At 72.8% G+C, this 26,947-nt stretch carries 27 protein-coding genes and 2 pseudogenes; 18 read left to right on the top strand and 11 right to left on the bottom strand.

Translation table 11 applies throughout. From position 1 onward, the window contains the following. Positions 1-6: 6 nt before the first annotated feature. The 3 genes from ABD331_RS18375 to recD2 form a co-directional block, all read right to left on the bottom strand. Positions 7-519: a GNAT family N-acetyltransferase gene (locus ABD331_RS18375; RefSeq protein ID WP_344476212.1), complete on the bottom strand. Its 513-nt coding sequence runs from the start codon at positions 517-519 to the stop codon at positions 7-9. Beyond that, complete coding sequence (locus tag ABD331_RS18380) at positions 516-1,712, bottom strand: L,D-transpeptidase (protein ID WP_344476214.1); 1,197 nt, start codon at positions 1,710-1,712, stop codon at positions 516-518. Before ABD331_RS18380 ends, ABD331_RS18375 begins: the two co-directional genes overlap by 4 nt. 130 nt (positions 1,713-1,842) lie before the next feature. After that, entirely contained in the window at positions 1,843-4,071 is a 2,229-nt protein-coding gene (gene recD2 / locus ABD331_RS18385) for an SF1B family DNA helicase RecD2 (RefSeq protein ID WP_344476501.1), read from the bottom strand. 196 nt (positions 4,072-4,267) lie between these two features. On the opposite strand from recD2, the gene ABD331_RS18390 reads away from it, so the two are divergent. The 4 genes from ABD331_RS18390 (at position 4,268) to ABD331_RS18405 (ending at position 8,673) form a co-directional block, all read left to right on the top strand. Then, positions 4,268-5,230 (top strand): golvesin C-terminal-like domain-containing protein, encoded by a 963-nt coding sequence (locus ABD331_RS18390; RefSeq protein WP_344476216.1) that lies wholly within the window; start codon positions 4,268-4,270, stop codon positions 5,228-5,230. A gap of 99 nt (positions 5,231-5,329) precedes the next feature. Continuing rightward, complete coding sequence (locus ABD331_RS18395) at positions 5,330-5,515, top strand: DUF4236 domain-containing protein (RefSeq protein WP_344476218.1); 186 nt, start codon at positions 5,330-5,332, stop codon at positions 5,513-5,515. Between the two features lie 251 nt (positions 5,516-5,766). Further along, entirely contained in the window at positions 5,767-7,323 is a 1,557-nt protein-coding gene (locus ABD331_RS18400; protein ID WP_344476220.1) for a hypothetical protein, read from the top strand. Between the two features lie 18 nt (positions 7,324-7,341). After that, positions 7,342-8,673: a serine hydrolase domain-containing protein gene (locus tag ABD331_RS18405; protein ID WP_344476222.1), complete on the top strand. Its 1,332-nt coding sequence runs from the start codon at positions 7,342-7,344 to the stop codon at positions 8,671-8,673. Between the two features lie 128 nt (positions 8,674-8,801). On the opposite strand, the gene ABD331_RS18410 is transcribed toward ABD331_RS18405, so the two are convergent. After that, complete coding sequence (locus ABD331_RS18410; protein WP_344476224.1) at positions 8,802-11,888, bottom strand: ATP-binding protein; 3,087 nt, start codon at positions 11,886-11,888, stop codon at positions 8,802-8,804. A gap of 124 nt (positions 11,889-12,012) precedes the next feature. Here ABD331_RS18410 and ABD331_RS18415 point away from each other — a divergent pair, with 124 nt between their 5' ends. Together ABD331_RS18415 and ABD331_RS18420 are read left to right on the top strand one after the other, a co-directional pair. After that, a complete protein-coding gene (locus tag ABD331_RS18415) occupies positions 12,013-12,369 on the top strand; it encodes a VOC family protein (protein WP_344476227.1) in 357 nt (118 codons plus the stop codon). A 38-nt stretch (positions 12,370-12,407) separates the two neighbouring features. After that, the gene (locus tag ABD331_RS18420) at positions 12,408-12,953 is read left to right on the top strand and encodes a DoxX family protein (RefSeq protein ID WP_344476229.1); all 546 of its coding nucleotides are present in this window, start codon (positions 12,408-12,410) and stop codon (positions 12,951-12,953) included. 5 nt (positions 12,954-12,958) lie between these two features. On the opposite strand, the gene ABD331_RS18425 is transcribed toward ABD331_RS18420, so the two are convergent. Continuing rightward, a complete protein-coding gene (locus ABD331_RS18425) occupies positions 12,959-13,840 on the bottom strand; it encodes a LysR family transcriptional regulator (protein WP_344476231.1) in 882 nt (293 codons plus the stop codon). A gap of 64 nt (positions 13,841-13,904) precedes the next feature. On the opposite strand from ABD331_RS18425, the gene ABD331_RS18430 reads away from it, so the two are divergent. Then, positions 13,905-14,609 (top strand): CTP synthase C-terminal region-related (seleno)protein, encoded by a 705-nt coding sequence (locus tag ABD331_RS18430; RefSeq protein ID WP_344476233.1) that lies wholly within the window; start codon positions 13,905-13,907, stop codon positions 14,607-14,609. Positions 14,610-14,870: 261 nt separating this feature from the next. Here the strand turns inward: ABD331_RS18430 and ABD331_RS18435 are convergent, their stop codons facing one another. The 4 genes from ABD331_RS18435 to ABD331_RS18450 form a co-directional block, all read right to left on the bottom strand. Beyond that, positions 14,871-16,127 (bottom strand): hypothetical protein, encoded by a 1,257-nt coding sequence (locus tag ABD331_RS18435; protein ID WP_344476235.1) that lies wholly within the window; start codon positions 16,125-16,127, stop codon positions 14,871-14,873. Positions 16,128-16,188: 61 nt separating this feature from the next. Next, positions 16,189-16,617 (bottom strand): SRPBCC family protein, encoded by a 429-nt coding sequence (locus tag ABD331_RS18440; protein WP_344476237.1) that lies wholly within the window; start codon positions 16,615-16,617, stop codon positions 16,189-16,191. Positions 16,618-16,708: 91 nt separating this feature from the next. Continuing rightward, entirely contained in the window at positions 16,709-17,629 is a 921-nt protein-coding gene (locus ABD331_RS18445) for an NADP-dependent oxidoreductase (RefSeq protein WP_344476239.1), read from the bottom strand. 66 nt (positions 17,630-17,695) lie between these two features. Further along, the gene (locus tag ABD331_RS18450; RefSeq protein WP_344476241.1) at positions 17,696-18,337 is read right to left on the bottom strand and encodes a TetR/AcrR family transcriptional regulator; all 642 of its coding nucleotides are present in this window, start codon (positions 18,335-18,337) and stop codon (positions 17,696-17,698) included. A gap of 91 nt (positions 18,338-18,428) precedes the next feature. Between ABD331_RS18450 and ABD331_RS18455 the strand changes: the two genes are divergently transcribed. From ABD331_RS18455 to ABD331_RS60940, 3 genes and pseudogenes are all read left to right on the top strand, one after another. Beyond that, positions 18,429-18,794 (top strand): SgcJ/EcaC family oxidoreductase, encoded by a 366-nt coding sequence (locus ABD331_RS18455; protein WP_344476243.1) that lies wholly within the window; start codon positions 18,429-18,431, stop codon positions 18,792-18,794. Between the two features lie 115 nt (positions 18,795-18,909). Continuing rightward, positions 18,910-19,491, top strand: a pseudogene (gene arsM, locus ABD331_RS60935) (arsenite methyltransferase); the annotation flags it as partial. Between the two features lie 24 nt (positions 19,492-19,515). Continuing rightward, the gene (locus tag ABD331_RS60940; RefSeq protein ID WP_425566009.1) at positions 19,516-20,073 is read left to right on the top strand and encodes a GNAT family N-acetyltransferase; all 558 of its coding nucleotides are present in this window, start codon (positions 19,516-19,518) and stop codon (positions 20,071-20,073) included. Here the strand turns inward: ABD331_RS60940 and ABD331_RS18465 are convergent. Both ABD331_RS18465 and ABD331_RS18470 read right to left on the bottom strand, forming a co-directional pair. Then, on the bottom strand, positions 20,066-22,177 hold the full coding sequence (locus tag ABD331_RS18465; protein ID WP_344476245.1) for a PEP/pyruvate-binding domain-containing protein: 2,112 nt from the start codon (positions 22,175-22,177) through the stop codon (positions 20,066-20,068). The genes ABD331_RS60940 and ABD331_RS18465 overlap by 8 nt on opposite strands. After that, entirely contained in the window at positions 22,174-22,662 is a 489-nt protein-coding gene (locus ABD331_RS18470) for a DUF2306 domain-containing protein (protein WP_344476246.1), read from the bottom strand. Before ABD331_RS18470 ends, ABD331_RS18465 begins: the two co-directional genes overlap by 4 nt. A gap of 87 nt (positions 22,663-22,749) precedes the next feature. On the opposite strand from ABD331_RS18470, the gene ABD331_RS18475 reads away from it, so the two are divergent. From ABD331_RS18475 to ABD331_RS18510, 8 genes and pseudogenes are all read left to right on the top strand, one after another. Next, positions 22,750-23,088 carry a PadR family transcriptional regulator gene (locus ABD331_RS18475; RefSeq protein ID WP_344476248.1) on the top strand — a complete coding sequence of 113 codons (339 nt, stop codon included), beginning with the start codon at positions 22,750-22,752 and terminating at the stop codon, positions 23,086-23,088. Then, on the top strand, positions 23,070-23,648 hold the full coding sequence (locus ABD331_RS18480) for a hypothetical protein (RefSeq protein WP_344476250.1): 579 nt from the start codon (positions 23,070-23,072) through the stop codon (positions 23,646-23,648). The genes ABD331_RS18475 and ABD331_RS18480 overlap by 19 nt, the downstream gene beginning before the upstream one ends. A 306-nt stretch (positions 23,649-23,954) precedes the next feature. After that, positions 23,955-24,143 carry a GNAT family N-acetyltransferase gene (locus ABD331_RS18485; protein ID WP_344476252.1) on the top strand — a complete coding sequence of 63 codons (189 nt, stop codon included), beginning with the start codon at positions 23,955-23,957 and terminating at the stop codon, positions 24,141-24,143. Positions 24,144-24,243: 100 nt separating this feature from the next. Then, positions 24,244-24,408, top strand: a pseudogene (locus ABD331_RS18490) (three-helix bundle dimerization domain-containing protein); the annotation flags it as partial. Positions 24,409-24,646: 238 nt separating this feature from the next. Continuing rightward, positions 24,647-24,898: an arsenate reductase/protein-tyrosine-phosphatase family protein gene (locus ABD331_RS18495; protein ID WP_344476507.1), complete on the top strand. Its 252-nt coding sequence runs from the start codon at positions 24,647-24,649 to the stop codon at positions 24,896-24,898. 93 nt (positions 24,899-24,991) lie between these two features. Beyond that, entirely contained in the window at positions 24,992-25,333 is a 342-nt protein-coding gene (locus ABD331_RS18500; protein ID WP_091093096.1) for an ArsR/SmtB family transcription factor, read from the top strand. 12 nt (positions 25,334-25,345) lie between these two features. After that, positions 25,346-26,452 carry an ACR3 family arsenite efflux transporter gene (gene arsB / locus ABD331_RS18505; protein WP_344476255.1) on the top strand — a complete coding sequence of 369 codons (1,107 nt, stop codon included), beginning with the start codon at positions 25,346-25,348 and terminating at the stop codon, positions 26,450-26,452. Next, complete coding sequence (locus ABD331_RS18510) at positions 26,445-26,873, top strand: arsenate reductase ArsC (RefSeq protein ID WP_344476257.1); 429 nt, start codon at positions 26,445-26,447, stop codon at positions 26,871-26,873. Before arsB ends, ABD331_RS18510 begins: the two co-directional genes overlap by 8 nt. The last annotated feature ends 74 nt before the right edge of the window (positions 26,874-26,947 follow it).

Here is a 26,947-nt window from a genome sequence, read left to right on the forward strand (position 1 = left end):
GTCTCCCTACAGGCGGCGCTGCAGGAGCATGCCCGGCCACTCCCCCACGGTGAACGGCGCGACGCGGGTGAACCCGCAGCTCTCGTAGTAGCCGACGAGCCGCCCGTCGTGCCCGGCGTAGCAGTCGACCCGCAGCAGCCCGGCCCCGCGTTCGCGCGCTTCGGCGGCGGCCCAGCCGAGCAGGGTGCGGCCGACGCCGTGACCGGCGTGGCGGCGGTCGATGACCAGGGCCTGCACGTACAGCTCGGGCTCGGTGGCGGGGGTGACGTAGTCGTGGGCGGGGCCGACGGAGATGCAGCCGGCCGGGCGGCCGTCGTGCTCGGCGATGCGCATGCCGCCGCCGTCCAGCCAGGAGGTGACCTGCCGGGTGCGTTTGGCGTCGCCGGTGAAGGGGCGGGTGCCCCACTGGCCGGTGCGGCCCTGCGCGGTGAGCCAGGCGACGGCCGAGTCGAACATGGACAGGACCACGGGCACGTCGGCGGCCGTCGCCGTGCGGATCTCGGTGGGCGGGTGCGTCACGACTTGCTGCTCTTGCTCAGGGCGCTGCCCTTCTTCCACTGCGAGAACGGCATCTGCCAGAAGCCCCAGCCGTTGTTCCACTCCAGCTCGCGGTCGGTGCCGGTGATGTCGACGACGTCGCCGCGCTGCATGTTGTCGTAGAACCAGCGGGCCTGGTCGGGGCGGGCGTTGACGCAGCCGTGGCTGACGTTGCGCACGCCCTGGGCCCAGACGTTGTCCTTGGCGTGGACGTACTCGCCGGAGTTGGAGATCCGCACGGCGTGGTTGATCATCACGTCGTAGTAGCCGGGGTCGCCCTTCTTGCGGCCGGGGCTGATCATGCGGACGGGGTTGCCGCGTTCCATGGTGAGGTGGACGCCGGAGGTGGTGGTGTATTCGCGGGTGGTGGCCATGCCGGCGCTGATGCGCATGGTCTGCACGCGTTTGCCGTCTTTGTAGACGTACATCATCTTCTTGCGTGTGTCGACCTTGCTGATCTGCTTGGCGCCGATCTCGAGGTCGGCGGTGTAGTCCTTGACCCCGTACAGGCCCTTGCCGCCCTTGATGCCGGTGATGTTGGCGTTGAAGGTGATCTTCTGGTGGGCGGGCCAGTACTTGGCGGTGCGGTAGATGACGACGGTGTCGTTGATCCACCGCCAGGCGCCGTCGACGGGTTTTTCCGCGTCGATCTGAAGGGCGCGTTCGATGGTCGCCTTGCTGGTGACGGGCTGGTTGAAGGTGACGATGATGGGGGCGCCGACGCCGAGGGTCTCGCCCTTGGCGTTGGGGGTGACGTCGGCGACCTGCAGCGCGCGTTCGGGCTTGGCGGTGGTGAAGGTGCTGGTGGCGGTGGTGACGCCGGCGGTGGCCGAGACGTTGTAGCTGGTGGACGGCTTGAGCGCGGTCTTGGAGGTCCAGCGGGTCTTGTCGGCGTTGTACTTGCCCTCGAGCTGCTCGCCGTCGGCTTCGACGGTGACGTTGTCGAGCGGGGCGCCGGCGGCGGCCACGACGACCTTCTTCTCGGGGCTGACCTTCGCGGCGCCCTCAGCGGGGGTGATCTCGACGGTGGGGGCCTCGGGTGTGGCGCTGGTGGTCGCCTCGGAGGCGTCCGGTGGTTGCGCGGCCGGGCCGCCGGAGCATGAAGCCGTCAGGACAGCCGCCGCGAGCAGCGCGAGTGCGGTGACGGGTCTCCTGCGAGCCGGCGCAACGTTCACCTTCGTCCTCTCCCCACGGCGCCACCATGGCACCCCAAAAACCTTAATGCTCCTGCATGTAAGACGCGGAATCCTTTGGGAGAGTTCGATCACATTTCAATTACTTATCCGGGGCTGGTGTGACGCCTGGTCAGCGGCGGGTCAGGCGGTGCGTCAGGCCGGTGTGGCGGCGGCCCGCCCCCTTCGTCCGTACGGCCTGGGCCAGCGCGCGGCGTGAGCCGACGATGACGACGAGCTTCTTGGCCCGGGTGATCGCGGTGTAGAGCAGGTTGCGCTGCAGCATCATCCACGCGCTGGTGGCCAGCGGGATGACCACGGCGGGGTATTCGCTGCCCTGGGAGCGGTGGATGGACACCGCGTAGGCGTGGGCGAGCTCGTCGAGCTCGTCGAAGGCGTAGTCGACCGCTTCGTCCTCGTCGGTCAGGACGGTCAGCTTGTGCTCGTCGGGACGGATGTCGGTGACGATGCCGACGGTGCCGTTGAACACCCCGGCCGCGCCCTTGTCGTAGTTGTTGCGCAGCTGGGTGACCTTGTCGCCGACGCGGAAGACCCGGCCGCCGTAGCGGCGCTCCGGCATGCCCTCGCGGGCCGGGGTCAGGGCCTCCTGCAGCGCGATGTTCAGGGCGCCCGCGCCGGCCGCGCCGCGGTGCATGGGCGCCAGGACCTGCACGTCGCGGCGCGGGTCGAGGCGGAAACGGCGCGGGATGCGGCGGGCCACGACGTCCACGGTCAGTTCGGCGATCTCCTCCGGCTCCTCGCAGGGGAACAGGAAGAAGTCCTTCATGCCCTCCAGGACGGGGTGGCGGCCGGTGTTGACGCGGTGGGCGTTGACGACGACGCCCGACTCCTGCGCCTGGCGGAAGATCTGCGTCAGCCGCACGCGCGGCACGTCGTCGGCGGCCAGCAGGTCCTTGAGCACCTCGCCGGCGCCGACGGACGGCAACTGGTCGACGTCGCCCACGAACAGCAGGTGCGCGCCGGGCGCGACGGCCTTGACGAGCTTGTTGGCCAGCAGCAGGTCCAGCATGGACGCCTCGTCCACGACGACCAGGTCGGCGTCCAGGGGGTTGTCGCGGTCGAACGTCGCCTCGCCGCCCGGGCGAAGCTGCAGCAGCCGGTGCACGGTGGTGGCCTCGTGGCCGGTCAGCTCGGCCAGCCGCTTGGCGGCCCGGCCGGTGGGGGCGGCCAGGATGACCCTGGCCCGTTTGGCGCGGGCCAGCAGCACGATGGAGCGTACGGTGAAGCTCTTGCCGCAGCCGGGCCCGCCGGTCAGCACGGCGACCTTCTGCGTCAGCGCCAGGCGGACGGCCTGGCGCTGCTCGGTGGCCAGCTCGGCGCCGGTCTGGCCGTGCAGCCAGGTCTCGGCGCGTTCCCAGTCGACGTCGGCGAAGGCCTTGAGCCGGTCGTGGCCGTTGTGCAGCAGGCCGAGCAGGCCGGCCGCCAGGGCGGCCTCGGCGCGGTGGAAGGGCGGCAGGTAGACGGCGGGGACGTCGTTGTCGCCGGCCGGGACGCTCTCGCGCACCACGCCCTCGTCGGCGACCAGCTCCTCCAGGCAGCCGGTGATGAGCGGGGACGGCACGTCGAGGATCTTGACGGCGTCGGCGACGAGGTTGGGGGCGGGCAGGTAGCAGTGGCCGTCGTCGGCGGCCTGCGACAGGGTGTAGCGCAGGCCGGCCTTGACGCGCTCGGGGCTGTCGTGCGGGATGCCGACGGCCTGGGCGATGGTGTCGGCGGTCTTGAAGCCGATGCCCCACACGTCGTCGGCCAGCCTGTACGGCTGGCTTTTCACGACCGCGACGGAGGTGTCGCCGTACTGCTTGAAGATGCGCACCGCGATGGAGGTGGACACGCCGACCCCCTGCAGGAAGATCATCACCTCTTTGATGATCTTCTGTTCCTCCCAGGCGGCGGCGATCATCTTCGTCCGCTTGGGGCCCAGCCCCGGCACCTCCACGAGGCGTTCCGGCTGCTGTTCGATGACCTCCAGGGTGCCGGTGCCGAAGTGGTCGACGATGCGCTCGGCCATCTTCGGGCCGATGCCCTTGATCAGGCCGGAGCCGAGGTAGCGGCGGATGCCCTGCACGGTGGCGGGCAGCACGGTGCTGTAGGACCACACCTCGAACTGGCGGCCGTAACGCGGGTGGGAGGTCCAGCGGCCGCGCAGCCGCAGCGACTCGCCGACCTGCGCGCCGAGCAGGGGGCCGACGACGGTCAGCAGGTCGGCGCCGGAGCGTTCGGTGGCGACGCGGGCGATGGTGTAGCCGGTCTCCTCGTTGGCGTAGGTGATGCGTTCGAGGACGGCGTTCAGATACGTAGCGACATCGTTGGCGCCCGTGTCCGGGCCTCGCTCGGGCTCCACCACATCGACGAGATTAGGGCAGATCTTGGCCGCCGCGACACCCAGGGCGGCTCGCGGCGCCGGGCCACGACGCTGGGCGGGAACCGCCGCCACTCATGCCCCTTCGGTCTATGTAGATATCTTTCATTCACAATCGCGTCTTGCTTGAATACCTTCACCCGTGCCACACCCTCGACCCCCCGGAGGGAACAGCCCTGTGAAGACCGTCACCCGCTTATCGGCCGCCGCCCTGGCCGCCTGCCTGGCCCTGCTCGCCCCCGCCGTCCCCGCGAGCGCCGCGACCACCACGGTCGACAACGCCACCGCGGGCCAGTTCACCGCCGGCGCCGACTGGGGCACCTCGGCCTGGTCCGCCCAGCGCTACGGCGCCGACTACCGGTTCGCCGCGCCCAACACCGCCACCAGCGACGCCGCCTGGTTCAAGGCGTCGATCGCGGCGGCCGGAGCCCACCTGGTCGAGGTCTGGTACCCGGCCGACGCCGGCTACAACAGCGCCACCCCGTTCCTGGTGGCCACCGCCGACGGCACCCGCAGCGTGGTCGTCGACCAGCGCTCCGGCGGCGGGCGCTGGGTCAGCCTCGGCACGTTCACCCTGTCGGCCGGCGACTACAACGTGGTCGGCGTCAGCCGCTGGACCAGCCAGCCCGGCTACGTCGTCGCCGACGCCGTCCGCATCACCTCCTCGACCGGGACGCCCGCGTTCTCGCTGCCCCTGGCCCGCGGCGCGCTGCCGCGCAGCGAGTACGACGACCCGCACCACGACTACCCCGCCATCGACCTGCCCGTCGGCACCGGCACCCCCGTCTACGCGGTGCGCGCCGGCACCGTGACGGTCATCGACGACAGCCTGTGCGGGCGCGGCATCAACCTGACCGGGACCGACGGCGCGATCTACACCTACTGCCACTTCTCGTCGTGGTCGGTCGCGGGCGGCGCGTCGGTCGGCGCCGGGCAGCAGATCGGGCTGAGCGGCAACACCGGCAACTCCACCGGCCCGCACCTGCACTTCGGCATCCGCACCGGCAGCACCCGCCGCTGCCCGCAGAACTTCCTGCTGGCCCTGTACGACGGCGCCGCCCCGCCGGCGGCGAGCAGCCTGCCGACCACGGGATGCTTCTACGCCACCCGCTCGGCGGAGCCGGTCATCCCGCTCGGCTGACGGCGTGGCGGGCCGTTACCCCGGCTTTAAACAACCCGATACATCGCGCGCCGGCGGGGTAGTCGAAGGCTTTCCGCGAACTCAACGGAGGAAAGCGATATGGGTCTGAGCTACCGCAAGTCCATCAAGTTCGGGCCGTTCCGGCTGAACCTGTCGCGCCGCGGCGTCGGCCACAGCTGGGGCAACCGGCTGTTCCGGGTCACCCGCGGCGCCGACGGGCGCCGTACGGTGTCGGTCAACCTGCCCGGCGGCTTCACCTGGCGCAAGACCCGCGCCGGCCGCTGAGAACCGCCGCTTGAGTGAGGGGGCGCGGGCCGCGGGGCCCGCGCCCCCTCTTGCTCGTCGTACGGGCAGCACGCCGCCGCAGGCCGTGCGGGACCTCACCACGACCTCGTGGCCCTGCTCCCGCGTGCCCGCACCCGTCGCAGCAGAAGGCGGATGAAGCCGGTCACCTCCCGGTAACCGGTGCATGACTGGAAAACCCGCCCAGGCGGCACCACACTGCGCCTGTACACGACCGACGGAGGGAGTGCAGCATGACCGACGACGACGTGCGCGTCACGCTCGAAGCCGTCCCCCGCACCGGGCTGAGCGAGCAGCGGCTGCGCCAGGCCGTGGCCGAGCACCCGGAGGCGCTGGCCGCGCTGGAGGTCGCCGACCCCGAACGGCTCACCGTCGCCTTCGCCCCCGGCCTGGGCCACGACCCCGGCGACAACGCTCCGTTCCAGGCCACCGTGTTCGACCCCACCGGCAACCGCGCCGTCGAGCTGCGCGGCACCCTCGACCGTCCCGAACGCGCCGAGCTGCGGCCCAGCTCCTTCCGCCCGCCGCCCAGCCGCGAGGAGCTGGTCGCCGCCGCCGCGATCCTGCGCGCCGACCCGCGCTTCCCGCGAGGCGACGACGTCGTCGTCTACAAGCCCATGCCGGCCCTGGCCGACGCCGAGAACCCCGACGGCACCACCGTGCGCCGCCCCGCCCTCGGCCTCTACACGCCGGGCGAGCCCACCGGGCTGCGGCACCGCATCGTGGCCGTGGATCTGGCCGCCCGCTCGGTCGACTGGACGCCCGGCGGCGTCAACGTGCGCATGCACCACGACTGCGAGGACAGCGTCCCGGTCGGCGTCGACGCGCTGGCCGACCGCGGCGGCCCCGACCAGGTGCGGGTCCGCGTCCACCGCGGCTCCACCGAGCTGTGGAACCTGCTGGTGGTGCGCCCGCGCGCCTCCGCGCCCCGCAGCCCCGGCCTGGGCGGCGGCGTCGAGCTGCGCCAGGTCCGCTACCGTGGCCGGCTCGTGCTGCGGCAGGCGCACGTGCCGATCCTCAACGTCGAGTACGACGAGGGCACCACCTTCCGCGACGACGTCAGCGCCGAGACCCGCTTCAGCGCCACCGGCGCCGACCCCGTCGGCTGGGGCTGGCGGCTGTGCACCCGCGAGCCCCGCACCATTCTGGAGCGGCCGTCCACCGACGCCGGCAACTTCCAGGGCGTCGCCTTCCACCACGACGGCGAGCGGCTGCGCATCGTCAGCGAGCTGGAGGCCGGCTGGTACCGCTACGCCAGCGACTGGCGGCTGGCCGACGACGGCGAGATCCTGCCGCGCTTCGGGTTCGCCGCCACCCGCAACCCGATGACCTGCCTGGTGCACCGCCACCACTGCTACTGGCGGCTCGACTTCGACGTCGAGGGCGCGAGCAACGACGTCGTCGAGCAGATCGACGACACCGGCTCCCTCATCCCCGAGCCGGTCGCCATCATCCGCGAGACCTCCCGCAGGCGCCGCCCGCCGGCCCGCCACTGGCAGGTGCGCGACAAGGCCTCCGGACGCGGCCTGCAGATCCACCCCGGCCCGTTCGACGGCACCGCCGACGCCTACGGCGTGTCCGACCTGTGGTTCCTGCGCCACCACCCGCGCGAGCTGGACGACGGCGACCCCGGCCCGCGCAACCGCGCCGCGCTCAACCGCTTCCTCAACGGCGAGAACATCAACGGCACCAACGTCGTCGTCTGGTACGCCGGGCACTACTTCCACGACCAGTCGCACCCCCAGCCCCACCAGGGCGAGCTGATCGGTCCACGGCTGATCCCGATCTGAGCGATATTCTTGTCCCCCATGACGCAGGTGGGACATGAGGCGGCGCGCGCACTGCTGCGCAGGCTCGCCGTCGAGCAGGCCGAGTGCAGGATCCCGTCGGTGACGGCGGCGATCGTCCGCGACGGGCGGCCGGCGTGGTTCGCCGGGCGCGGCAGCGTGGACGGCGCCGCCCCGACGGCCGCCACGCAGTACCGCATCGGCTCCATCACCAAGAGCATGATCGCGGTGGTGGTGATGCGGCTGCGCGACGAGGGCCTGCTCGGCCTGGACGACCCGCTCGAACGCCACCTCCCTGGCACCCGCGTCGGCCACCTGACCATCGCCCAGCTCCTGTCCCACACCGCAGGGCTGACCGCCGAGCCGCCCACCGCCTGGTGGGAACGCACCCCCGGCATCCCCGCCGGCGACCTGCTGGAACGCCTCGGGCCCGGCGAGGTCAAGCACCGGCCGGGGCGGCGCTTCCACTACTCCAACGTCGGCTTCGCCGTGCTCGGCGAGCTGGTGGCCCGGCTGCGCGGCACCACCTGGCTCAAGGCGCTGCGCGCCGAGGTGCTCGACCCGCTCGGCATGCTCTCCACCACGCCCCGCCCGCGCGCCCCGCACGCCACCGGCTACGCCGTCCACCCCTGGGCCGACGTCGTGCAGGCCGAGCCCGAGCACGACGCCGACGCCATGGGCCCGGCCGGGCAGCTCTGGTCCACCCCCCACGACCTGGCCCGCTGGGCGGCCTTCCTCGGCGGCGACACCCGCGGCGTGCTCTGCCCCGCCACCCTGGCCGAGATGCGCGAGCCCATCGGCGTCGAGGACGGCGACACCTGGACCGGCGCGTTCGGCCTCGGCCTGCAACTGGCCCGCACCGGCGGGCGCCGCCTGGCCGGCCACAGCGGCTCCATGCCCGGCTTCCTGGCCACCGTGTGGGCCGAGGCGGCCGAAGGGGTGGGCGTGCTGTTCATGGCCAACACCACCAGCGGCATGAGCGGCACCCTGCTGACCGACCTGCTCGACATCCTCGACCGGTACGAGCCGCGCCTGCCCGACGAGTGGCGGCCCGTGCCCGCCGACCCCGGCCTGCTCGCGCTGACCGGGCTGTGGCACTGGGGGCCCAAGGCGTACACGCTGCGGCTGCTGCCCGAGCGGGGGCTGTCGCTGGAGCCGGTCGGCGGGGCCGGGCGGGCCTCACGCTTCGTGCCGCAGGACGACGGGACGTGGCTGGGGCTGGACGGCTACTACGCCGGGGAGACGCTGCGGGTGGCGGCCGATCATCTCGACCTCAACACGTTCATCTTCACCCGCACGCCGTACGACCCGGACGCGCCGGTGCCGGGCGGGACGGACGGCTGGCACGCCTGACGGGCCGGCACGATGGGCGGCAGCACGGTGGCACCGCAGTCCGTGGGGCCCTGATTCCGGACAGCCCTGCATGGCTCAAGACGCGGCGACCGGCGGCGGCTGCTCCGCGGCCGTCGTAAGTGCCGGGCCTACCGTTGCGCGGCCATCGGGGCGAGGCCGAGGCCGGCGATCGCCGCCGCCCCACGCCCGGCGTCCTCACCACCGGCGAGCACCATGCTCCGCGCGGCCTGATAACGGCAACCGGCGGCCTCGAACGCGTCCACGGTGGCCAGCAGCGCCTCCCGGTCACCGCCGAGCAGCGCTCCGGCACGCTCCACCATGGCGGCGCACACCGGGTTGCCCGCCACGACGGCCCGCGCCCCCGCCACCCGCTTGCCGGCGTCGGGGCTCCCGGCGAGCACGGCGGCCTCGGCGCGCAGCGCGACGTACCAGTGGTGCCAGATCCAGGTGATCCACTTCCACGCCTGCTCCGGCTCGAGACCCATCCGCCGCACGGCCTGCGCCGCCTGCCCGCGGTGCAGCAGCAGCATCGCGTCGAAGACCGCGCCGTAGCCGTGGAAGTACGCCGGCGGGGTGCCGAGCTGCCCCAGGACGTGCTGCCATTCCCGCTGGGCGTCATGGTCGTCGCGCAGGCCGTGGATCATCGCCAGCCCCGCCACCGCCGGGCCGAGGTGCGAGCGGGCGGGGCTGCCCGCCACCCGCCACGCGCCGAGCAGCCGGACGCTGCCGGCCAGCACCTCATCGGCGTCGCCCGCCAGCGCGCCGACCATCAGCGGGGCGCGGTGGCCGACCTCCGCCAGCGACGGGTGCTCGGTGAGCCGGCGGGCCCAGCGGCGGGCGTCCGGCAGGTTCCCGGCGCCCAGTTCCGCCTCGGTGATCATGCCGAGGGCGTCGATCAGCTCCTGGGTGATGGCGGGCGTGACCGGCAGGGGCGACAGGAGCGTGATCCGCCGCCGGGCCGTGTCCGCGGCGGCGAACGTCTCCCCGGCCCAGCTCTGGGCGGAGGCGAGCGCGTCGAGCGCGGCCGACTCGGCCAGCGGGTCGCCGGTCGGGCGCGCCAACTCGACCGCCCGCCCGGCATAGGCCAGGGTCTCGGGGACGGCGTTGCCTGGCGGCCCCTGCACGGCGCCGAACGCGTCCGCCAGCACCGCCGCCTCGGCCAGGGCAACCGCGGCCCGCGCGGCCCGGCCATCACCGGCCCGCACGACCGGATCGCCACCAGCCCGCACGGCCGCGCCCTCGCCGGCCCGCATGATCGGACCGTCACCAGTCCGCGCCGCCGGAGGGCCACCAGTCCGCGTGGCCGGACTATGACCACCGGCCCGTGCGGCCTGATCATCACTGGCGAGCGCCGCCGGAGTAGTACCAGCTCGTGCGGCCGGATCGCCGTCGGCCCGTGCGGCCGGGTCGTCACCGGCCGCCTCCCGTGCCTCGGTGATCAGTGCGAGGGCCTCCTCGGCCGACGGCAGGCGTACGAACGTGGAGGAGAACCGGAACGCGATGGTGGCGGCGCTCGCCAGGTCGGCGGCGGCGCCGGCGAGGTCGCCGGACCGGCGGGCGGCGTCCGCGGCGGCGCGGCGCAGGCGGTACATGTCATCACCGGCCGTCCGGCACCCCGCCACGGCCGAAGCCTGCCGGAGCAGCGACGCGGCGGCGACCGGGTCGGCCGCGAGCTCGGCGGCCTGCTCGTAGTGCCGCTGCGACTCGCCGACCAGGTGGCGGGTGAAGGTCAGCTCCGCCAGGTGCCGGGCCAGCTCGCAGGCGTCCGTACGCAGCTCCGGCCGCCCGGCCGCCCACCCCAGGGCCGCACGCAGATCATCCGCCACCAGGTCGAACCGCGCACGCCAGTCCGGCGCAATGTCGAATCGAGCATGCCCATCCGGCACGCGCTCGGACCAAGCGGGCCGATCCGGCACAGGCTCGGACCAAGCACGCCAGCCCGGTCGCGGCGCGGCCAGGGCGGTGGCCTTGGTCAGGCACCAGCGCAGGTGCCGGGATCGGGCGTCGGCCAGTTCGCCGGCCTCGTCGAGCCGTTCTGTCCCGTACTGGCGGATGGTCTCCAGCGCCCGGTACTCCGTGCCGCCGGGAGCGGCCGTCACCACCAGCAGGCTCTGCTCGGCCAGCCGGGCCAGCACATCGGCGACCAGCCCCTCGTCCTGCCCCGTCACCTCCGCAGCCGCCGCGGCGGTGAACGGCGCCACGAACACCGACACCCACCGCAGCAGCTCCCGATCGGCCGGCTCCAGCAGGGCATGACTCCAATCCAGCGCCGCCCGCACCGAACGATGCCGCTCATCGGCACGCGAGCCCCCGGTGAGCATCCGCAACGGGTGCGACAGGGCGGCGGTGATGCCGTCCAGCCCGAGCGCGGGGTAGCGGGCGGCGGCCAGCTCGATCGCCAGCGCCATCCCGTCCAGCCGCTCACAGATCGCGGCGACCTGCCCGCGCGGATGCCGATCCAGCGGCCGGCCCACCGCCGCCGCCCGCTCCATGAACAACGCAACCGCGTCCGACCCGCCGCCGGCGTCCAGCGACAGCGGCGGAACCGCATACACCCGCTCGAACGGCACCATCAGCCGGGCCCGGCTGGTCGCCAGCACCGTCACGCGAGGGCAGGCCGCCAGCAGCCGCTCCAGCAGCACCGCCACCCCGTCCACCACGTGCTCGCAGTTGTCCAGCACCAGCAGCACCTGACGGTCGGCCAGCGCGGCCAGCACCGACGCGGTCAGGTCCCGGCCCGGCTGCTCACCCAGCCCCAGCGCCCCCGCGACGGCGGAGGCGACCATGCCCGGGTCGGTGACCGGCACCAGATCGACGAACCACACCCCGTCGCCGAACTCGCCCGCCACCTGCGCGGCCACCGCCAGGGCCAGCCGCGTCTTGCCCACCCCGCCAGGCCCGATCGCCGTCACCTGCCGATGCGCCGTGATCGTCCCGGCCAGCTCGGCCCGTTCGCTCACCCGTCCGACGAACGACGTCAGCGGGGCAGGCAGCACCGGCCGGGACGCGCCCGCGCCGGACGGGACGGCGGGAGCGAGCCGGGCCAGCGCCCGCCGATCCGGCACCTCCAGCTTGCGCAGCAGCGAGGAGACGTGACTCTCCACCGTCCGCACCGAGATGAACAACCGGGCCGCGATCTCGGCGTTGCTGAGATGCGCGCCGACCAGTTCCAGAACCCCGGCCTCCCGCGGCGAGATCTCCTCTGCTGTCCCCATCGCCCCAGTTTGCCGTATCCGTTCCGTAGGGAGTCCGTGGCCGCGATCCGTGGTCACCACGGATGTGGCCGAAGCGGTCCGGAAGCGAAGCTGTGACCACAGCGAACTACGACAAGGAGCGGCCATGACCGGCTCTTCCATCCACGGCGTCAAGACCGTGCTGCACCCCGTGTCCGACCCGGAGAAGGCCAAGGCGGTGTACGCGGCGCTGCTCGGGGTCGCGCCGCGGAACGACTCGCCCTACTACGTCGGTTTCGAGGCCGGCGGCCAGCACATCGGGCTGGTGCCGGGCGGCGGGCCGCAGGGCATGACCTCGCCGGTCGCGTACTGGCACGTCCCGGACCTCGAGGCGAGGCTGGCCGAGCTGACCGCCGCCGGCGCCACCGTCAAGGAGCCTCTGCACGACGTCGGCGGCGGCCGTCTGGTGGCCACCGTCACCGACCCCGACGGCAACGTCCTCGGGCTGATCCAAGACCGGTGAACGCACGGACCGCCCACTCAACGAGTCAAGGAGAGAACATGAACATCGGTGTCGAGGTCAGTGCGCGCAGGCGCGGGACGAGGATCACGCTCAACGGCGTGTTCTGGACGTCGCAGGCGCTGCTCGGCTTCTTCTTCGCGGGCAGCGGCTTCGGCAAGGTGCTGCTGTACGACGACGCGCTGTACGCGGCGGCGCCCCGGGCCGTGGCCTGGTACGCGGCGACACCCCAGCCGCTGATCGTCTTCATCGGGGTGTGCGAGGTGCTGGGCGGCATCGGCCTGATCCTGCCGGCGATGGCGAAGGTCAGGCCGTGGCTGACGCCGCTGGCCGGCGCCGGCCTGACGCTGACGATGGTCCTCGCGGCCGGGTTCCACGTCGTGCGGGGCGAGTTCGAGCTGGTGCCGGCGAACGTCCTGCTGGGCGGTATTGCGGCGTTCGTCACGGCCGGGCGGTGGAGGCTGCGGCCCATCGCGCCCGCGCACCTCACCACCTCGCGTGTGCTCTGGTCGTCGGTGGTGCTCGCGGTGATCGTCCTGCTGGGGTGTGTGCCGACGTGGTACACGATGACCAGCGCGCCCTTCTGAGGTGCTCAGCCGGTCAGGACGGCGGCGACGTCGGACGGCGCGCCCGCCGGAAGGGCCGCGTGCAGCAGCTCCACCCGGTGCACCAGCCGGGGCGCGGACACCGGCACCACGCACACCTGCCCGCCGCCGGCGGGCACGGCCGAGGCGGGCAGCAGGGTCAGGCCGTGACCGGCCGCCGCCAGGGCGAGCACCGTGTGCACGTCGTCCCCCTCGTACTCCAGCCCGGCCGGGAACCCGTCGCCCACCAGGTCACGCAGCCGGGCCAGCGGGCACAGCGGGCTCTGCAGCCAGCGGGCGTCGATCAGGTCGGCCAGCCGCAGCGACGCCCGCCCCGCCAGCGGATGCCCGCCCGGCAGCACCACCACCAGATCCTCCTCCGACACCCCCGTCGTCGTCATCGGCCCGGACTCCGGCAGCCGCAGCGGATCGCTCGGCGCCGCGAGGCCGTCGGCCAGCCCCAGGTCGGCCCGCCCCTCGGCGACCACGGCGGCCAGGTCCTCGGCCCGGCAGGTGCGCAGCCGTACCTCGAGACGGGGCTGACGGGCGCGCGCCTCGGCCAGCCGGGCGGACACCACCGCATTGACGGCCAGCGGCGTCGCGGCCAGGCGCAGCAGGTGGCGGGGCTGCGCGGCGGTGCGCAGCACGTCGGCGCGGGCGGCCCGCAGGCGCAGCAGCAGCGGCTCGGCGTGCTCCAGCAGCCGCCGCCCGGCAGGGGTGGGCTCGACCGGGCGGCGGCTCAGCAGCGGCAGCCCCAGATCGGCCTCCAGGGCGGCGATCTGCTGCGAGATCGCCGACTGGGTGTAGCCGAGCTCGGCTGCGGCGGCGGAGAACGAGCCGTGCCGGGCGACGGTCACGAACGTGGTCAGCAGGTGAGGGTCCATCAGCATCGCTTATCGTCGGTGCAGTAATCATCGTTGGCGCTTAACGCGGTGCGCCGGTCACGATGGTGCCATGAGAATCGCTCTGGTGGGGGACCGCTCCCCCGAAGTCCGCTCCCACACCCGGATCCCGCTGCTGATCGAGACGCTGCGCGAGCGTGACGGGATCGCGCTCGACCCGTACTGGATGCCCACCGACGACGTCAGCGGGGTGGACGCCTTCGACGGGATCTGGCTGGTGCCCGGAAGCCCGTACCGCGACGAGGCGGGCGCGGTGGAAGCCGTGCGGGTGGCGCGGGAGCAGCGGATCCCGTTCCTGGGGACGTGCGCGGGGTTCCAGCACATGCTGCTGGAGTTCGGGCGCAACGTGTGCGGGCTGCGGGTCGCGCACGCCGAGAACGAGCCCGGCGCGGAGGAGCTCCTGATGACGCCGCTGGCGTGCTCGCTGGCCGGGCACGAAGGACGGGTGCGGCTGGTGCCCGGCACGCGGATCGAGCAGATCGTGGGGGCGTCCTCGACGATGGAGTCCTACATCTGCTCCTACGGGCTGAACGAGGCGTACAAGGAGACGCTGGCAGAGGGCGGGATGGTGTTCTCGGGGCATGCCGATGACGGGACGGCTCGGGTGGCGGAGCTGCCGGGGCATCCGTTCTTCGTGGCCACCTTGTTCCAGCCGGAGCTGGCCGGGGATGGGCGGCGGCCGCATCCGGTGGTGGCGGCGTTCGCGGCTGCGGTCGCCCGGCATCACAGCGGGCGCGATCTGGCCTCCGCCCGCTGATACGGCCCACCGCCACCCGTCCGGCCCGACGCCGGTTCGACGGGCCGCCCGCCTGCGCCTGCCCCCCGTGCCGGTTCGGCGAGCGTCCCCTGCACGAGCTCCCGTCGGTGCGGTGCGGTGCGGTGCGGTGCGGTTGGCGGGAGCGGCGGTGCGGCAGGCTCGTCCGTGCCGGCGGGGGCGTTCGTGGCCGAGTGAGGTCGGACGGCTGGTCGCGGGGGTGGTCGTGACGGGGCGCGGTGGACGGCCGGTGGCCGGGGGTGGTCAACCGGTGGCGCGTTCGGCGTGGCGCAGGGCGCGCAGGCCGGGCAGGGTAAAGGCGCCCAGGCGGGCGCCGGTGGCCCCGTCCAGGCGCAGAACCTGCTCGCCCGCGCCCGCCAGCACCTCCCCCTCCAGGTACGCCAGCCCGCGCGCCGCCCCCGGCAACTCCCAGGTGGCCTGCGGGACGAGCGTGGCACCGTCGGCGACCAGCACCCGCCGGCCCTCCGCCAGGTACAACCGCCCGCCACCCGCCACCGAGAACGCCTCCTGCGCGGCCGAGCCCTCAGCAGCACCGCTGGCGGAACGGCCCAGCAGGGCGGAGCGGCCGATCGTCAGGACCTGCGCCGAGGCCCGCACCACCCGCCCGCTGGCGGCGTCGAACACGTACAGCACCGCCTCCCCCAGCGCCAGCGTGTGCCCCGGGGCGGGCCCGAGCCCGAACGGGGCGGGCAGATCCAGGCAGTACGCCCAGCGCTGGTCGAGGTGCAGGACGTGGACGAAGGCGTGCACCCCGGGGCTGAGGTCCTGGCCCGCCGCCAGGTCGCGGGTGTGCAGGTGAGTGTCCTGATGGGTGTAGAGCGTGTAGAGGACGTTCTGGGCGGGGTCGAGGACGGCCTGGCGGCCCTGGCCGCGCATCTCCTCCTCCTGCCCGGCCGGGACCTGCCGCTTGTCGCGCGTCTGCAGGGGGCCCATGCGCTCGCGGGTCAGGTCGAAGGCGCGCACGCGGTAGCGGTCGGGGGCCGCTGGGGGCAGGCGGTCCAGGACGTACATGACGGCGCCGTCCGAGGAGAAGGCCTCGGGTTCGATGTTGCCGTCGAGCCGCAGGGTGCGGGGACGGCCCTCACCGGTGAGGGTGAGGGTGGTGCGGGTACGCGCTCCCGGGGGCGGGCCGAGGACGATCTGACCGGTCGAGGCGGCCTTGATCTGCTCACCTGCCGCGGTGACCTCGTGGAGGAGGCGGCCGGTGGCGGGGTCGTAGGTGCGCAGGTGGCCGTCGGCGAGCTGGTAGAGGCGGGTCCAGCTCGCGTCGGCGACCGCGCCGGGGTAGGTGGCGCGGACGGTGCCGGTGGCCAGGTCGGCCACGGCCAGCCCGGCGGTGGTGTCGGCGAACAGCCGTCCTGGGCGGGGCGGGGGCGGGCTCGTGGCGTCCGCGGCCGGGCGGGAGGCGGTGGGAGGGGTGCTGGAGCAGCCTGGCAGGAGGGCGGCGCCGGTCAGGGCGCCGCCGAGGGCGAGGGCACGGCGTCTGGTGTAGGAAGCCATGCCCTGCCTACACCGGCCGGCCCGCGCAGGTTCCCGCCGGCCGCGAGCGGCAGAAGCCCGGTCAGGCGGGTGGCAGGAGGCGGCCCAGTCTGTGCAGGCTGTGCCGGGCGAAGGCGTCGGCGAAGGGCCGGACCAGCGGCCACACCGCCCGTCCCACGACCCCGAACGGCAGCTCCAGCTCCTCCGCCCACAACACCCGGCTGCCACCCCGCTCAGCCCGTACCCGAAAGGCGCCGCGCCCGCGCACCACCCGGCCGGTGTGCGTGACGCGCACCAGCGACGGCGGCTCCCAGTGGGTGATGGTCATCGTGTCCAGGAACCCGAACGGCCACTTGCCCGTGTACGCCTCCAGCCCGCTCTCGCCCACCCGCCGCGCGGTGGTCATGAACATCCACTCCTGATGCCGTGACCAGTCGGTCATCAGCGCGAACACCTGCTCCGGCGGTGCGGGCACGTGCACGACGCCGGCCGAGTACACGGGTTTCACCACGAACGGCTCCCCTCGTCGTCATCGGGCGGGAACGCCCGTGGAGTACCTGCTCACGACGGGACCCGATGAATCCGGCCAGGCCGCAGGACGCTCAGAACGTGACCACGACCTTGCCGTGGACGTGGCGTCCGGCCTGCAGCGTCACGGCGTCGCGGATCTTCTCCACCGGGAAGGTCGCGGCGATGGGAACGGTGAGCCCGCCACCGGCGATCGCGGCGGTGATCCGCTCCATGGCGTCCGCCGCCGCGCTGTACGCGCCGGTCGCCTGGACGCCGCCGGGCGGGTTGGGGCCCGCGGCGACCGTGGAGATCCGGCCAGGCGCCACGCCGAGTGTCAGCGCGGCCTCGGCCGTCTCCGTGCCGAACAGGTCCGTCGCGGCGGTGACCCCGCCGGGCGCCAGCGCCCGCACCCGCTCCGCCAGCCCGGCGCCGTAGGCCACCGGCTCGGCGCCGAGCCGCCGCAGGAAGCCGAACGTGCCCGGCGAGGCGGTGCCGATCACGGTGGCGCCGGCGAGCCTGGCGAGCTGCACGGCGAACACGCCCACGCCGCCCGCGGCTCCTCCGATCAGGACGGTGTCGCCCGCCCGCGGGCCGATCGCGGCCAGGGCGGCGGCAGCGGTGAGGCCCGCCACCCCGAGCGTGGCGGCCACCTCGTCGCCGACGCCCTCCGGCGTGCGCCACAGCGCGTCGGCGGGCGGCCGGATCACCACGTGGTCGGCGACCGCCTTGCCCAGCGCGGTGCCGTGGACGCGGTCGCCCGCGGCGAAGCCCTCGACGCCGTCGCCGGCCTCGTCGATCACGCCGGCGAGGTCGGACCCGAAGCCGGACGGCACGGCGATGCCGAAGCGCGCGGCCAGCTCCGGACGGGCGGCGATGGCCCAGTCCATCGGGTTCAGCCCGGCGGCCGTCACGCGCACGCGCACCTCGCCCGGCCCGGCGTGCGGCTCCGGCACTTCCCGCAGCTCCAGCGCTTCGGGGCCGCCGAACGTCTCATAGATCACAGCTCGACTCATCAGGGACCACTCCTCAAGTGACAAGACTTGGTCTCATCACTGTAGCAGGAGTGACGGGACCGAGTCTCATGCGCCTTGCCATCGGCCGGTGAACAGCTCCTCGCCCGGCGGCGAGCCGGGCAGCGGGTCGCGCCCCGGCCGCAGCCCGTCGAGCGCGATCGCGATCAGCCGCCGCCGGGCCTCGGTGGCGGCGGGCAGCAGGTCGTCCCTGCCCTGCTTGCGGAGCTGATCGACCACCGGCGAACGGCCGAGCTGCTCGATGAGCAGCGAGATGTCGATCGCGCTCACGTCCGGGCGCAGCTCGCCGGCCGCGTGCGCCCGCCGTACCAGCTCATCGAGCAGCTCGTCGCCGCGGCGGGACTTGGCGCTCATCTCCTCGGTGACCTCGATGGTGCCCGCGACGGGCGCCAGCGAGCCCTGCCCGAACTCCACGCAGCCGCGCACGAACGCCGCCAGCCCCGCCCAGGGATCGGGGTCGGCCAGGGCTTGTTCGGCGGCGTCGTTCCAGTGGTCGAGGGAGAGCAGGCTGAGCCGCTGGAACAGCTCCTCCTTGGTCTTGTAGCGGCGGTAGAGGCTGCCGATGCCGACGCCCGCGCGGGCCGCGATGGCGGCGACGGACGCGTGCGCGCCGTCCTCGGCGAGCACGTCGCGGGCGGCCTGCAGCAACGTGCGGTCGTTGCGCTCTGCGATGTCTCTGCGTGTGGTCATCGCCCCGGACTCTACCAGTTGCGGAGCGATTCGCTCCGGCGTAGTCTCGGGGCTCCGGAGTGAATCGCTCCGCTAGTTGAGGAGATGCGACATGAATGCCGAGATCGAAGCGATCGAGCAGGTCGTCCGCGACGCGGAGGAGCTGCAGAGCGACGTGGCCGGTTTCACCGGGCTGCTGACCGAGGAGGTGGCCCTGGTCAACTTCACCGGCATCCGGCTGCGTGGCCGCGAGCAGGTCGAGAAGGTCATGGCCCAGGCGCTGCGCACCCCGCTGAAGGACGTGCTGACCACGAACGAGCTGCTCGGCGTCACCTTCCTGCGGCCCGACGTGGCGCTGGCCCACCTGAACAAGCACGTCAGTGACGGCCGGACGGGGGCGCTGACGTTCGTGCTGGTCAAGGACGAGGGCGCGTGGCGGATCGCGCTGGCCCAGACCACCCCGGTGGTGACGCCCTGAGCCACTCCCTGGTCCGGGGTCATTTCCGGGGCATGAGGACGGTGTCGATGAGGTAGACGGTGGCGTTGCGGGTGGACACGTCGCCGCACACCACCCGGGCGTTGCCGGCTGCGGGCAGGAAGCCTTCGAGCGGGGCGGTTTCGGCGCGGCCGGCTACGACGACCTGGCCGTGCTGCCCGAGGGGACGGTGCGGGCCAGCCTGGGCTGCGGTAACCCGGTGGCCGTCGCCGAGCTGCGTGCCGGGGAGACGGTGCTCGACCTCGGCTCGGGCGGCGGCATCGACGTGCTGCTGTCGGCGCGCCGTGTCGGCCCCGAGGGCCGGGTCTACGGGGTGGACGCCAGCCCGGACATGCTCGACCTGGCCCGGCGCAACGCCGAGCAGGCCGGCGCGGCCAACGTGGAGTTCCTGCACGGCACGATCGAGCGGGTACCTCTGCCGGACCGGTCGGTCGACGTGGTCATCTCCAACTGTGTGATCAACCTGTCCGGCGACAAGGCGGCCGTGCTGGCCGAGGCGTTCAGGGTATTGCGACCCGGCGGCCGGTTCGGCGTCAGCGACGTCGTCGCCGCGCACGTCCTGGACGAGCAGGCGCGGGAGCGGGCCGAGCAGCGCATCGGCTGCGCGGCCGGATCGCTCACCGTGCAGGAGTACCGGGACCTGCTGGCCGCGGTCGGGTTCGTCGAGATCGCCATCACGTTGAGCGCCGATCACGGCGACGGGGTGCACTCGGCCATCGTCCAGGCCGTCAAGCCCGCCATCGGGCCCGGTCTGGAGATCCGGCCGATGCACGAAAGCGACGCCGCCGAGGTGCTGGCCATCTATCAGGCCGGGCTGGACACCGGCCAGGCCAGCTTCGAGACCACCGCGCCCAGTTGGGAGGGGTTCACCGCGAGCCGGTTGCCGCAGCTGCGGTACGTGGCAACCGATGGCGACTCCGGCGAGGTGCTCGGCTGGGTGGCCGCCTCGCGGGTGTCGGACAGGCCGGTCTACGCGGGTGTGGTCGAGCACAGTATCTACGTGCACCCGGGGTGCCAGGCGCAGGGTGTCGGCCGGGCGCTGTTGGAGGCGTTCATCGCCGCGAGTGAGGACGCCGGGGTGTGGACGATCCAGTCCGGCATTTTCGGTGAGAATGCCGCCAGTCTGGCTCTGCATCAGGCGGTTGGCTTTCGCGTGGTGGGGACGCGTGAGCGCATCGGTTGCCATCACGGGGTCTGGCGGGACGTGCTGCTGGTGGAGCGTCGCAGCTCGGTGGTCGGCGGGGGTGGCCGGTTCAGGTAGGTGTTTCCACGGCTCCGCGGGTGCCGTCGACGATGACGTGCTGGCCGTCGTGCAGGCGTAGCGTGGCGTCGCCGGTGGCGACGACGGCGGGGATGCCGTACTCGCGGGCGATGAGCGAGGCGTGCGCGGCGAGCGTGCCGCCGTCGGTGACCACGGCGGCGATCCGCGCGAACAGCGGTGTCCAGGCTGGCGCGGTGGTTTTGGCCACGAGGACGTCTCCGGGCTGTACGCGGTGGGCGTCGCTGAGGTCGCGCACGATGCGTACCGGTCCGCCGGCTCGGCCGGGGCTGGCCGCTTGGCCGGTCAGCGCGTCGTGATGGGTCAGGCCGAGGGTGCGCTGGAGGTGGCGGCCGATCAGGGGCGGGGGCGTGCCGATGGACAGCGGTGCGGCCGGCTTGCGCTGCTGTTCCCAGGTCGTGCGGCGCTGCTGGGCGCGTCCGGGCGGTGGCTGGTCCAGCTCGGCCCGGGTGAGGAAGAAGACGTCGTCGGGTGCGTCGATGGCGCCGGAGTCGGCTAGGTGGCGGCCGATGCGCAGGACGCAGGCTCGAAGGAGTGGCCAGCCCAGGGTGAGGGTGCGTGCTTGCCGCTCGCGGATGGCCGCGTACTGCCGGGCGGTCTGGAGGATGGCGGTGAAGTTGGCGAGTGCCGAGCCGGGAAGCCGTTCACGGCAGGCGCGTTCGGCCTCCCTGCGCCGCTGCGCCGTCTCGTTGGCCGGTGTGGGTCCGTGGTCCGGGGGTGTGGTGGGGAGTTCGCCCGCGGTGGGGTGGTACCAGTCGATGCTGTGCACCGCGTGGGCCGCAGGGGTGTGGTCGATGTCTGTCAGGCCGGTCAGCAGCGGTGGGGCGCCGATGTCGGTGAGGTGGTGGCGGTGCAGGAAGCGGGTCAGGTGGGCTTCCATCTTCCAGGCTGCTCCGCCGACCACGGCCAGGTACCACAGGTGACGGCCGGCCATGTGGCCGATGGCGTCGATCAGCTCGTCGGCGGCTGGCTGGGCGATCAGTTCGCGGTAGGCGGGTAACTCCCGCTCCCGCCACTGTTGGTGCAATCGGCCGAGGAGGGCTTGGTGGGCGGCGGCGGGGTTGCGGCCGGGGCGCAGCAGGGCGTTGCGCATGAACGGCAGCAGACGGCCGCGTGAGCGGATGAGCGCGCCCGGTAGTTCGCTGAGCGCGGGGGTGGGGTGGGTGTAGTACCAGCCGTTGACGATCGCGTACGGGAAGCTCACCGCGGCGCCCGCCGTGTCATGCATGCCCGCGCGGAAGCCCTCGTGCATGCGGCGAAGCAGCCAGTCGGCGAACAGTGGTGTGACCGGATCGGGCAGCCATTCGCCGAGCCGGAAGTTGCGCAGCCACAGCCCAGGTTCTGGCGCCGTCCAGGACACCGGCTCAGGCAGCGCGGTCATGGCACGCGCCTGCAGCAGGTGCACCCGCCCGTGTCGTTGTGAGGCCTCGATCGCCCATTCGATGTCCTGGGGCGTCCCGAACCGCTCCTGGACGCGCAGTGCCAGGCGGGCGATGGCCCGCGCCTTGCGTTCGTCCAGCACGGATCGCGCGTGGCGCCCCCTGCGGTGCAGTCGGCCACGGCGGACGATCCATTCCTCGCCCACCGCTGTTCCGGCAACCAGCGACTCGCCCAGCCCATGTACGGCCGTGATCACCACCTCGTCGCGGTCGCCGCTGAGCGGGTTGGCGGTGAAGGCCACGCCGGCGGCCTGCGCGGCGATCATGGGTTGCACCAGCACTCCTACACCCTCGCCACGGCCGGGGGCGTGGTAGGCGAGCACCCGCTGGGTATGGGCGGCGGCGCGGCAGCGGGTCACGGCGTCGGCGACCTGACCTGCGGGCACGTTCAGGTAGGTCTCGTACAGTCCGGCGTAGGAGGCGTCCGGCAAGTCCTCGGCGACGGCCGAGGAACGCACGGCGAACGGCCCGGTGCCCAGGGCCTGCTCCGCGCGGCGCACCTCCTCAGCGGACGGGGCGGCATCGGCGGGGACGACGAACCCGTCCGGCACGGGGAAACCCTCGGCGAGCAGCACGGCCAGTGCGGCGGCCTTGCCGCCGAGGCGTTCCCGGCCGAGCCCGGCCGCATCCGCCAGCTTGATGATCACGGTGTGCGCTCCCTCTTCCTGATCGCGCGAGCGATGAGCGGGATCCCGGCCAGCGCGGGAAGCACCCAGGAGGTCCAGGCCGGCAGGTGCTTCCAGAGCGGTAGATGCGGGCCGTTGTCGACGTAGAAGGCCGTCAGCAGCACCACGTACGACAGCCCCATGGCGGTGATGTGCAGCCGGTCGCAAGTACGCGTGCGCCGATCCAGGTATCCGGCGCCTCCGGCTGCGACGGCCAGCACGCCCAGGACGAACAGGTGGGCGTTGTCCCGCCATCGGATCGCCGACATCACGCTCATCGTGCAGAACACGACCCCCAGCCCGCAGAGGTAGGCCCGGCCGTAACGCCGGTGCCTGGCACCGCCCTTTCGGGCGAGCATCGCCACGGCTCCGCAGCTCACGCAGGTCAGACCGGCCACGACATGGACGGCGAGCGCGACCAGGAAGACCGGTCCGGCGTCCGGGATCGGGATGCCGAGGACGTCCACGACGCCTCCTATAGGTTGCATTGCTACCTATAGGGACGCTACTCCGGCCGTTGCCGTACGGGAAGGCTCGATATAGCGTTACTACCTATGAGAGCCGAAGCGCTCAAAGGCCACCTCGACGGACTGCTCCTGGCCGCGCTGGAAGACGGTCCCCGGCACGGCTACGCGGTCAAGGAGGCGCTGCGCGAGGCCACCGAAGGCCGCATCGACCTGCCCACCGGCACCGTCTATCCGGCGCTGCACCGGCTGGAGCGTGCCGGGCTCATCGCCGGCAACTGGTCGGTCGTCGGCGGCCGGCGCCGCCGCAGCTACGAGCTCACCGCGGCCGGCCGTACCGCGCTCAGCCGGGAGCGCACCGGCTGGCAGGAGTTCGCCACCGCGATCACGGCGGCACTGGGGACGCGGCCATGGCCGGCCACGAGCTGATCTCCGCCCAGCTCAACATCCTGGCCGAGCGCCTGCCCGCCCGAGCGGTGGAGGAGCTGGCCGACGGGCTGCACGAGTCGTATGAGCATCACCTGCGCCGTCACGGCGATCCCGGCGCCGCCGCCCGGGCGGCCATCGCCGAGTTCGGCGACGCCGAGGCGGTCACGGCCGCGTTCGTGCGCGCCTCACCGTGGCGGCGCATGGCCCTGACGTTGCTGGCCACCGGCCCGGTCATGGCCGCCATCTGGGCGACGGCGCTGGTCTCGGGGCAGGCGTGGGCCTGGCCGCTGCCCGCGCCGGTCAAGATCCTTTACGGTCTGGCGCTCCTGACGGCGGTGGGCGTGCTCGCCGCCTCGGCCCTGGCCACGCACGCCTACCGCCAGACGCGCGGGGCCGTGACCGGCGCCGCGCTCGGGCTGATCCTGCTCGACCTCTCGATGGTGATCAGCGTCCTTGCCCTCTCCCCGGGGCCGGTGTGGCCAGTGGCGATCGCCGTCCCGGCCAGCCTGCTGCGGATCCTGGCCGTCGGGCGAATGCTCCCTGCCGCCTTGGCGACCTGACCTACGAGGCCTGCTCCGGCCTTCCCGCGCATGCGCCGGGATCTGTTCGCGTCATCTGCATGAGAACGTCAGCCGGTGTGCTGGCCGCGGTTCTGGGCGTTGAGGATTTCCAGGCCGGTGTGGATGCAGCCGCCGCAGATGGTGACGCCGGGGCCGGTCACGAGGGGGCCGGGGGTGGTGCAGCCGCAGAAGGAGCAGGCCCGGCCATCGACGGTCTTGCCGCGGCGGCGCCGGCTGCGGCGCCGGACGGGGGCGATCCACTCCTCCAGGTGTTTCTTGATCTGGGCGGGGTCGACGGCGAGATCGTTGAGGACACGGCGGGCCGAACAGCCGGGATCCAGAGCGAGACAGTTCGTCGAGAACGCCGCGAGCCTGTCCCTGCATCAGGCGCTCGGTTTCCGGGTGGTGGGCACCCGCGAGCGCATCGGCCGCCACCACGGCGTCTGGCGTGACGTGATCCTGATCGAACGCCGCAGTGCTGTGACCGGAGCCTGAGACCCGCAAGAGTCGCTGTTCGACCGGCGTTCACCTGCATGATATCGACTGCTGTCGATATCGACAGCAGTCGATATGAGCGACGCCGCCGGAGCCCTTCATGGACAGCACCTACCGCCACGCTGATCTGAGTGTCGATCAGCAGCATGCCCTGCTCACCGCAGCCCGCGCGCTCGCCACCGAGTTCGCCGGCATCTTCGGCACCGAGACCATCGAGCGGTTCCTGCACACCAGCTACGACCAGTTCGCCGGTCGTACCATCATCGCCAACTACCTGCCGCTGCTGGCCGAGCGGTTCGCCCGCCAGCGGCTGCGCGCGCTGGCCCGCGTCGAGGGCAAGGACGATGCCGGCGTGCCGATCGTGCTGTTCCTGTGCGTGCACAACGCCGGCCGCTCCCAGATGGCGCTCGGCTTCTTCACTCACCTGGCCGGCAGGGCGCCCCCTTGGCTGGTCCGGCGGCACCGAACCCGGCGAGCTGATCAACCCCGCCGTCGTGGAGGTCATGCGCGAGCGCGGCATCGACATCACCGGCGAGTTCCTCAAGCCGTGGACGAGCGAGATCGTCCAGGCCGCCGACGTGGTGGTCACCATGGGCTGCGGGGATGCCTGCCCGGTCTCCCCGGGCAAGCGCTACCTGGACTGGGACCTGGACGATCCGGACGGCAAGACGCCAGAGCAGATCCACCCGATCCGCGACGACATCGAGCGCCGGGTCCGCGTCCTGCTGGCCGACCTGGAGATTCCCATCTCCTGAGGCCTGCCCTCCCCCGCGTGCGGAGCACACATCGGCTGATGACAATATAGACATGCACCTATTTCGATGAAGGTCTATACGGGAGGGCGGCGGATGGAACTGCTGGAGATCTTGGAGTGCAGCCCGCCGCTGGCCCGCGAGCCGCTGGACGCCGAGCAGGCGGCCGGGGTGGCGCGGGTGTTCAAGGCGCTGGGCGACCCGGTACGGCTGCGCATCGTGTCGATCGTGGCCAGCCGGGCCGGCGGCGAGGTGTGCGTGTGCGACATCACCGGCGCCTTCGAGCTGTCCCAGCCGACCATCAGCCACCACCTGAAGGTGCTCAAGGAGGTTGGGCTGCTGACCTCCGAGCGGCGCGCCTCCTGGGTGTACTACCGGCTGGTGCCCGAGACGCTGGGCGAGCTGTCGGCCCTGCTCGACGTGCCCGCCACCGTCTGAGGAGCAAGCATCATGTCCTCTTCCTCTTCGCCGGCGCCGTCGGCTGCCGGGCCGGCGCAGGGCGTTGTCGCCGGCCTGTCCACCCTCGACCGGTTCCTGCCGGTGTGGATCATCGCGGCCATGGCCGCAGGGCTGCTGCTCGGACGGCTCGTACCCGGGCTGAATACCGCACTGGAGGCGGTGAAGATCGGCGAGATCTCACTGCCGATCGCGCTCGGCCTGCTGCTGATGATGTACCCGGTGCTGGCCAAGGTCCGCTACGACCGGCTCGGCACCGTCACCGGCGACCGCCGCCTGCTCGTCTCATCCCTGGTGCTGAACTGGATCCTCGGCCCGGCCGTCATGTTCGCCCTGGCCTGGATCTTCCTGCCGGATCTGCCCGAGTACCGCACCGGGCTGATCATCGTCGGGCTGGCCCGGTGCATCGCCATGGTGCTCATCTGGAACGACCTGGCCTGCGGCGACCGCGAGGCCGCCGCCGTGCTGGTGGCGCTCAACTCGGTCTTCCAGGTGGTCGCGTTCGGCGCGCTGGGCTGGTTCTACCTGCAGGTGCTGCCCGGCTGGCTCGGCCTGCCGCAGGCCGCGCTGCAGGTTTCAGCCTGGGACATCGCCCAGTACGTGCTCATCTTCCTCGGCATCCCGCTGGTCGCCGGCTACGCCTCGCGCAAGATCGGCGAACGAGCCCGCGGCCGCACCTGGTACGAGACCCGGTTCCTGCCCAAGGTCGGGCCGCTGGCGCTGTACGGGCTGCTGTTCACCATCGTCATCCTGTTCGCCCTGCAAGGCGGCACCATCACCTCCCGGCCCGGCGACGTGGCCCGCATCGCGCTGCCGCTGCTGGCCTACTTCGCTCTCATGTGGGGCGGCTCGTTCCTGGCCGGCAAGCTGATCGGCCTGGGCTACGAGCGCTCCACCACGCTGGCCTTCACCGCCGCCGGCAACAACTTCGAGCTGGCCATCGCGGTGGCGGTCGGCGTCTTCGGCGTCACCTCCGGCCAGGCCCTGGCCGGTGTGGTCGGCCCGCTCATCGAGGTCCCTGTCCTGGTCGCCCTGGTCTACGTCAGCCTGGCCGGCCGCCGCCTGTTCCACCCCACCGCCGAGGAGCCCGCCCGTGCCTGAGAACGCCCCCGAGACCGTCACCGGCAAGCCGTCCGTCCTGTTCGTCTGCGTACACAACGCCGGCCGCTCCCAAATGGCCGCAGGCTGGCTCACCCACCTGGCCGCAGGCCGCATCGAGGTCCGCTCCGCCGGATCGGCGCCCGCCGATCAGGTCAACCCGGTCGCGGTCGAGGCCATGCGCGAAGTGGGCATCGACATCACCGGCGAGCAGCCCAAAGTGCTCACCATCGACGCGGTCGAGGCATCCGACGCCGTGATCACCATGGGGTGCGGCGACGCCTGCCCCGTCTTCCCGGGCAAACGGTATGAGGACTGGACGCTCGACGATCCGGCCGGGCAGGGCATCGACGCTGTCAGGGCCATCCGTGACGACATCCGAGCCCGCGTCGAGAAGTTGCTCGGCGAGTTGCTGCCCGGCTGAACAGTCCACCGTTGTTCGGCAGGATGGGCCGTCGCCAGGCGGCCATCGCCCCTTTTTCGGGTCGGTACGAGGGG

Source organism: Nonomuraea monospora (assembly GCF_039531895.1).
Lineage (GTDB): Bacteria > Actinomycetota > Actinomycetes > Streptosporangiales > Streptosporangiaceae > Nonomuraea > Nonomuraea monospora.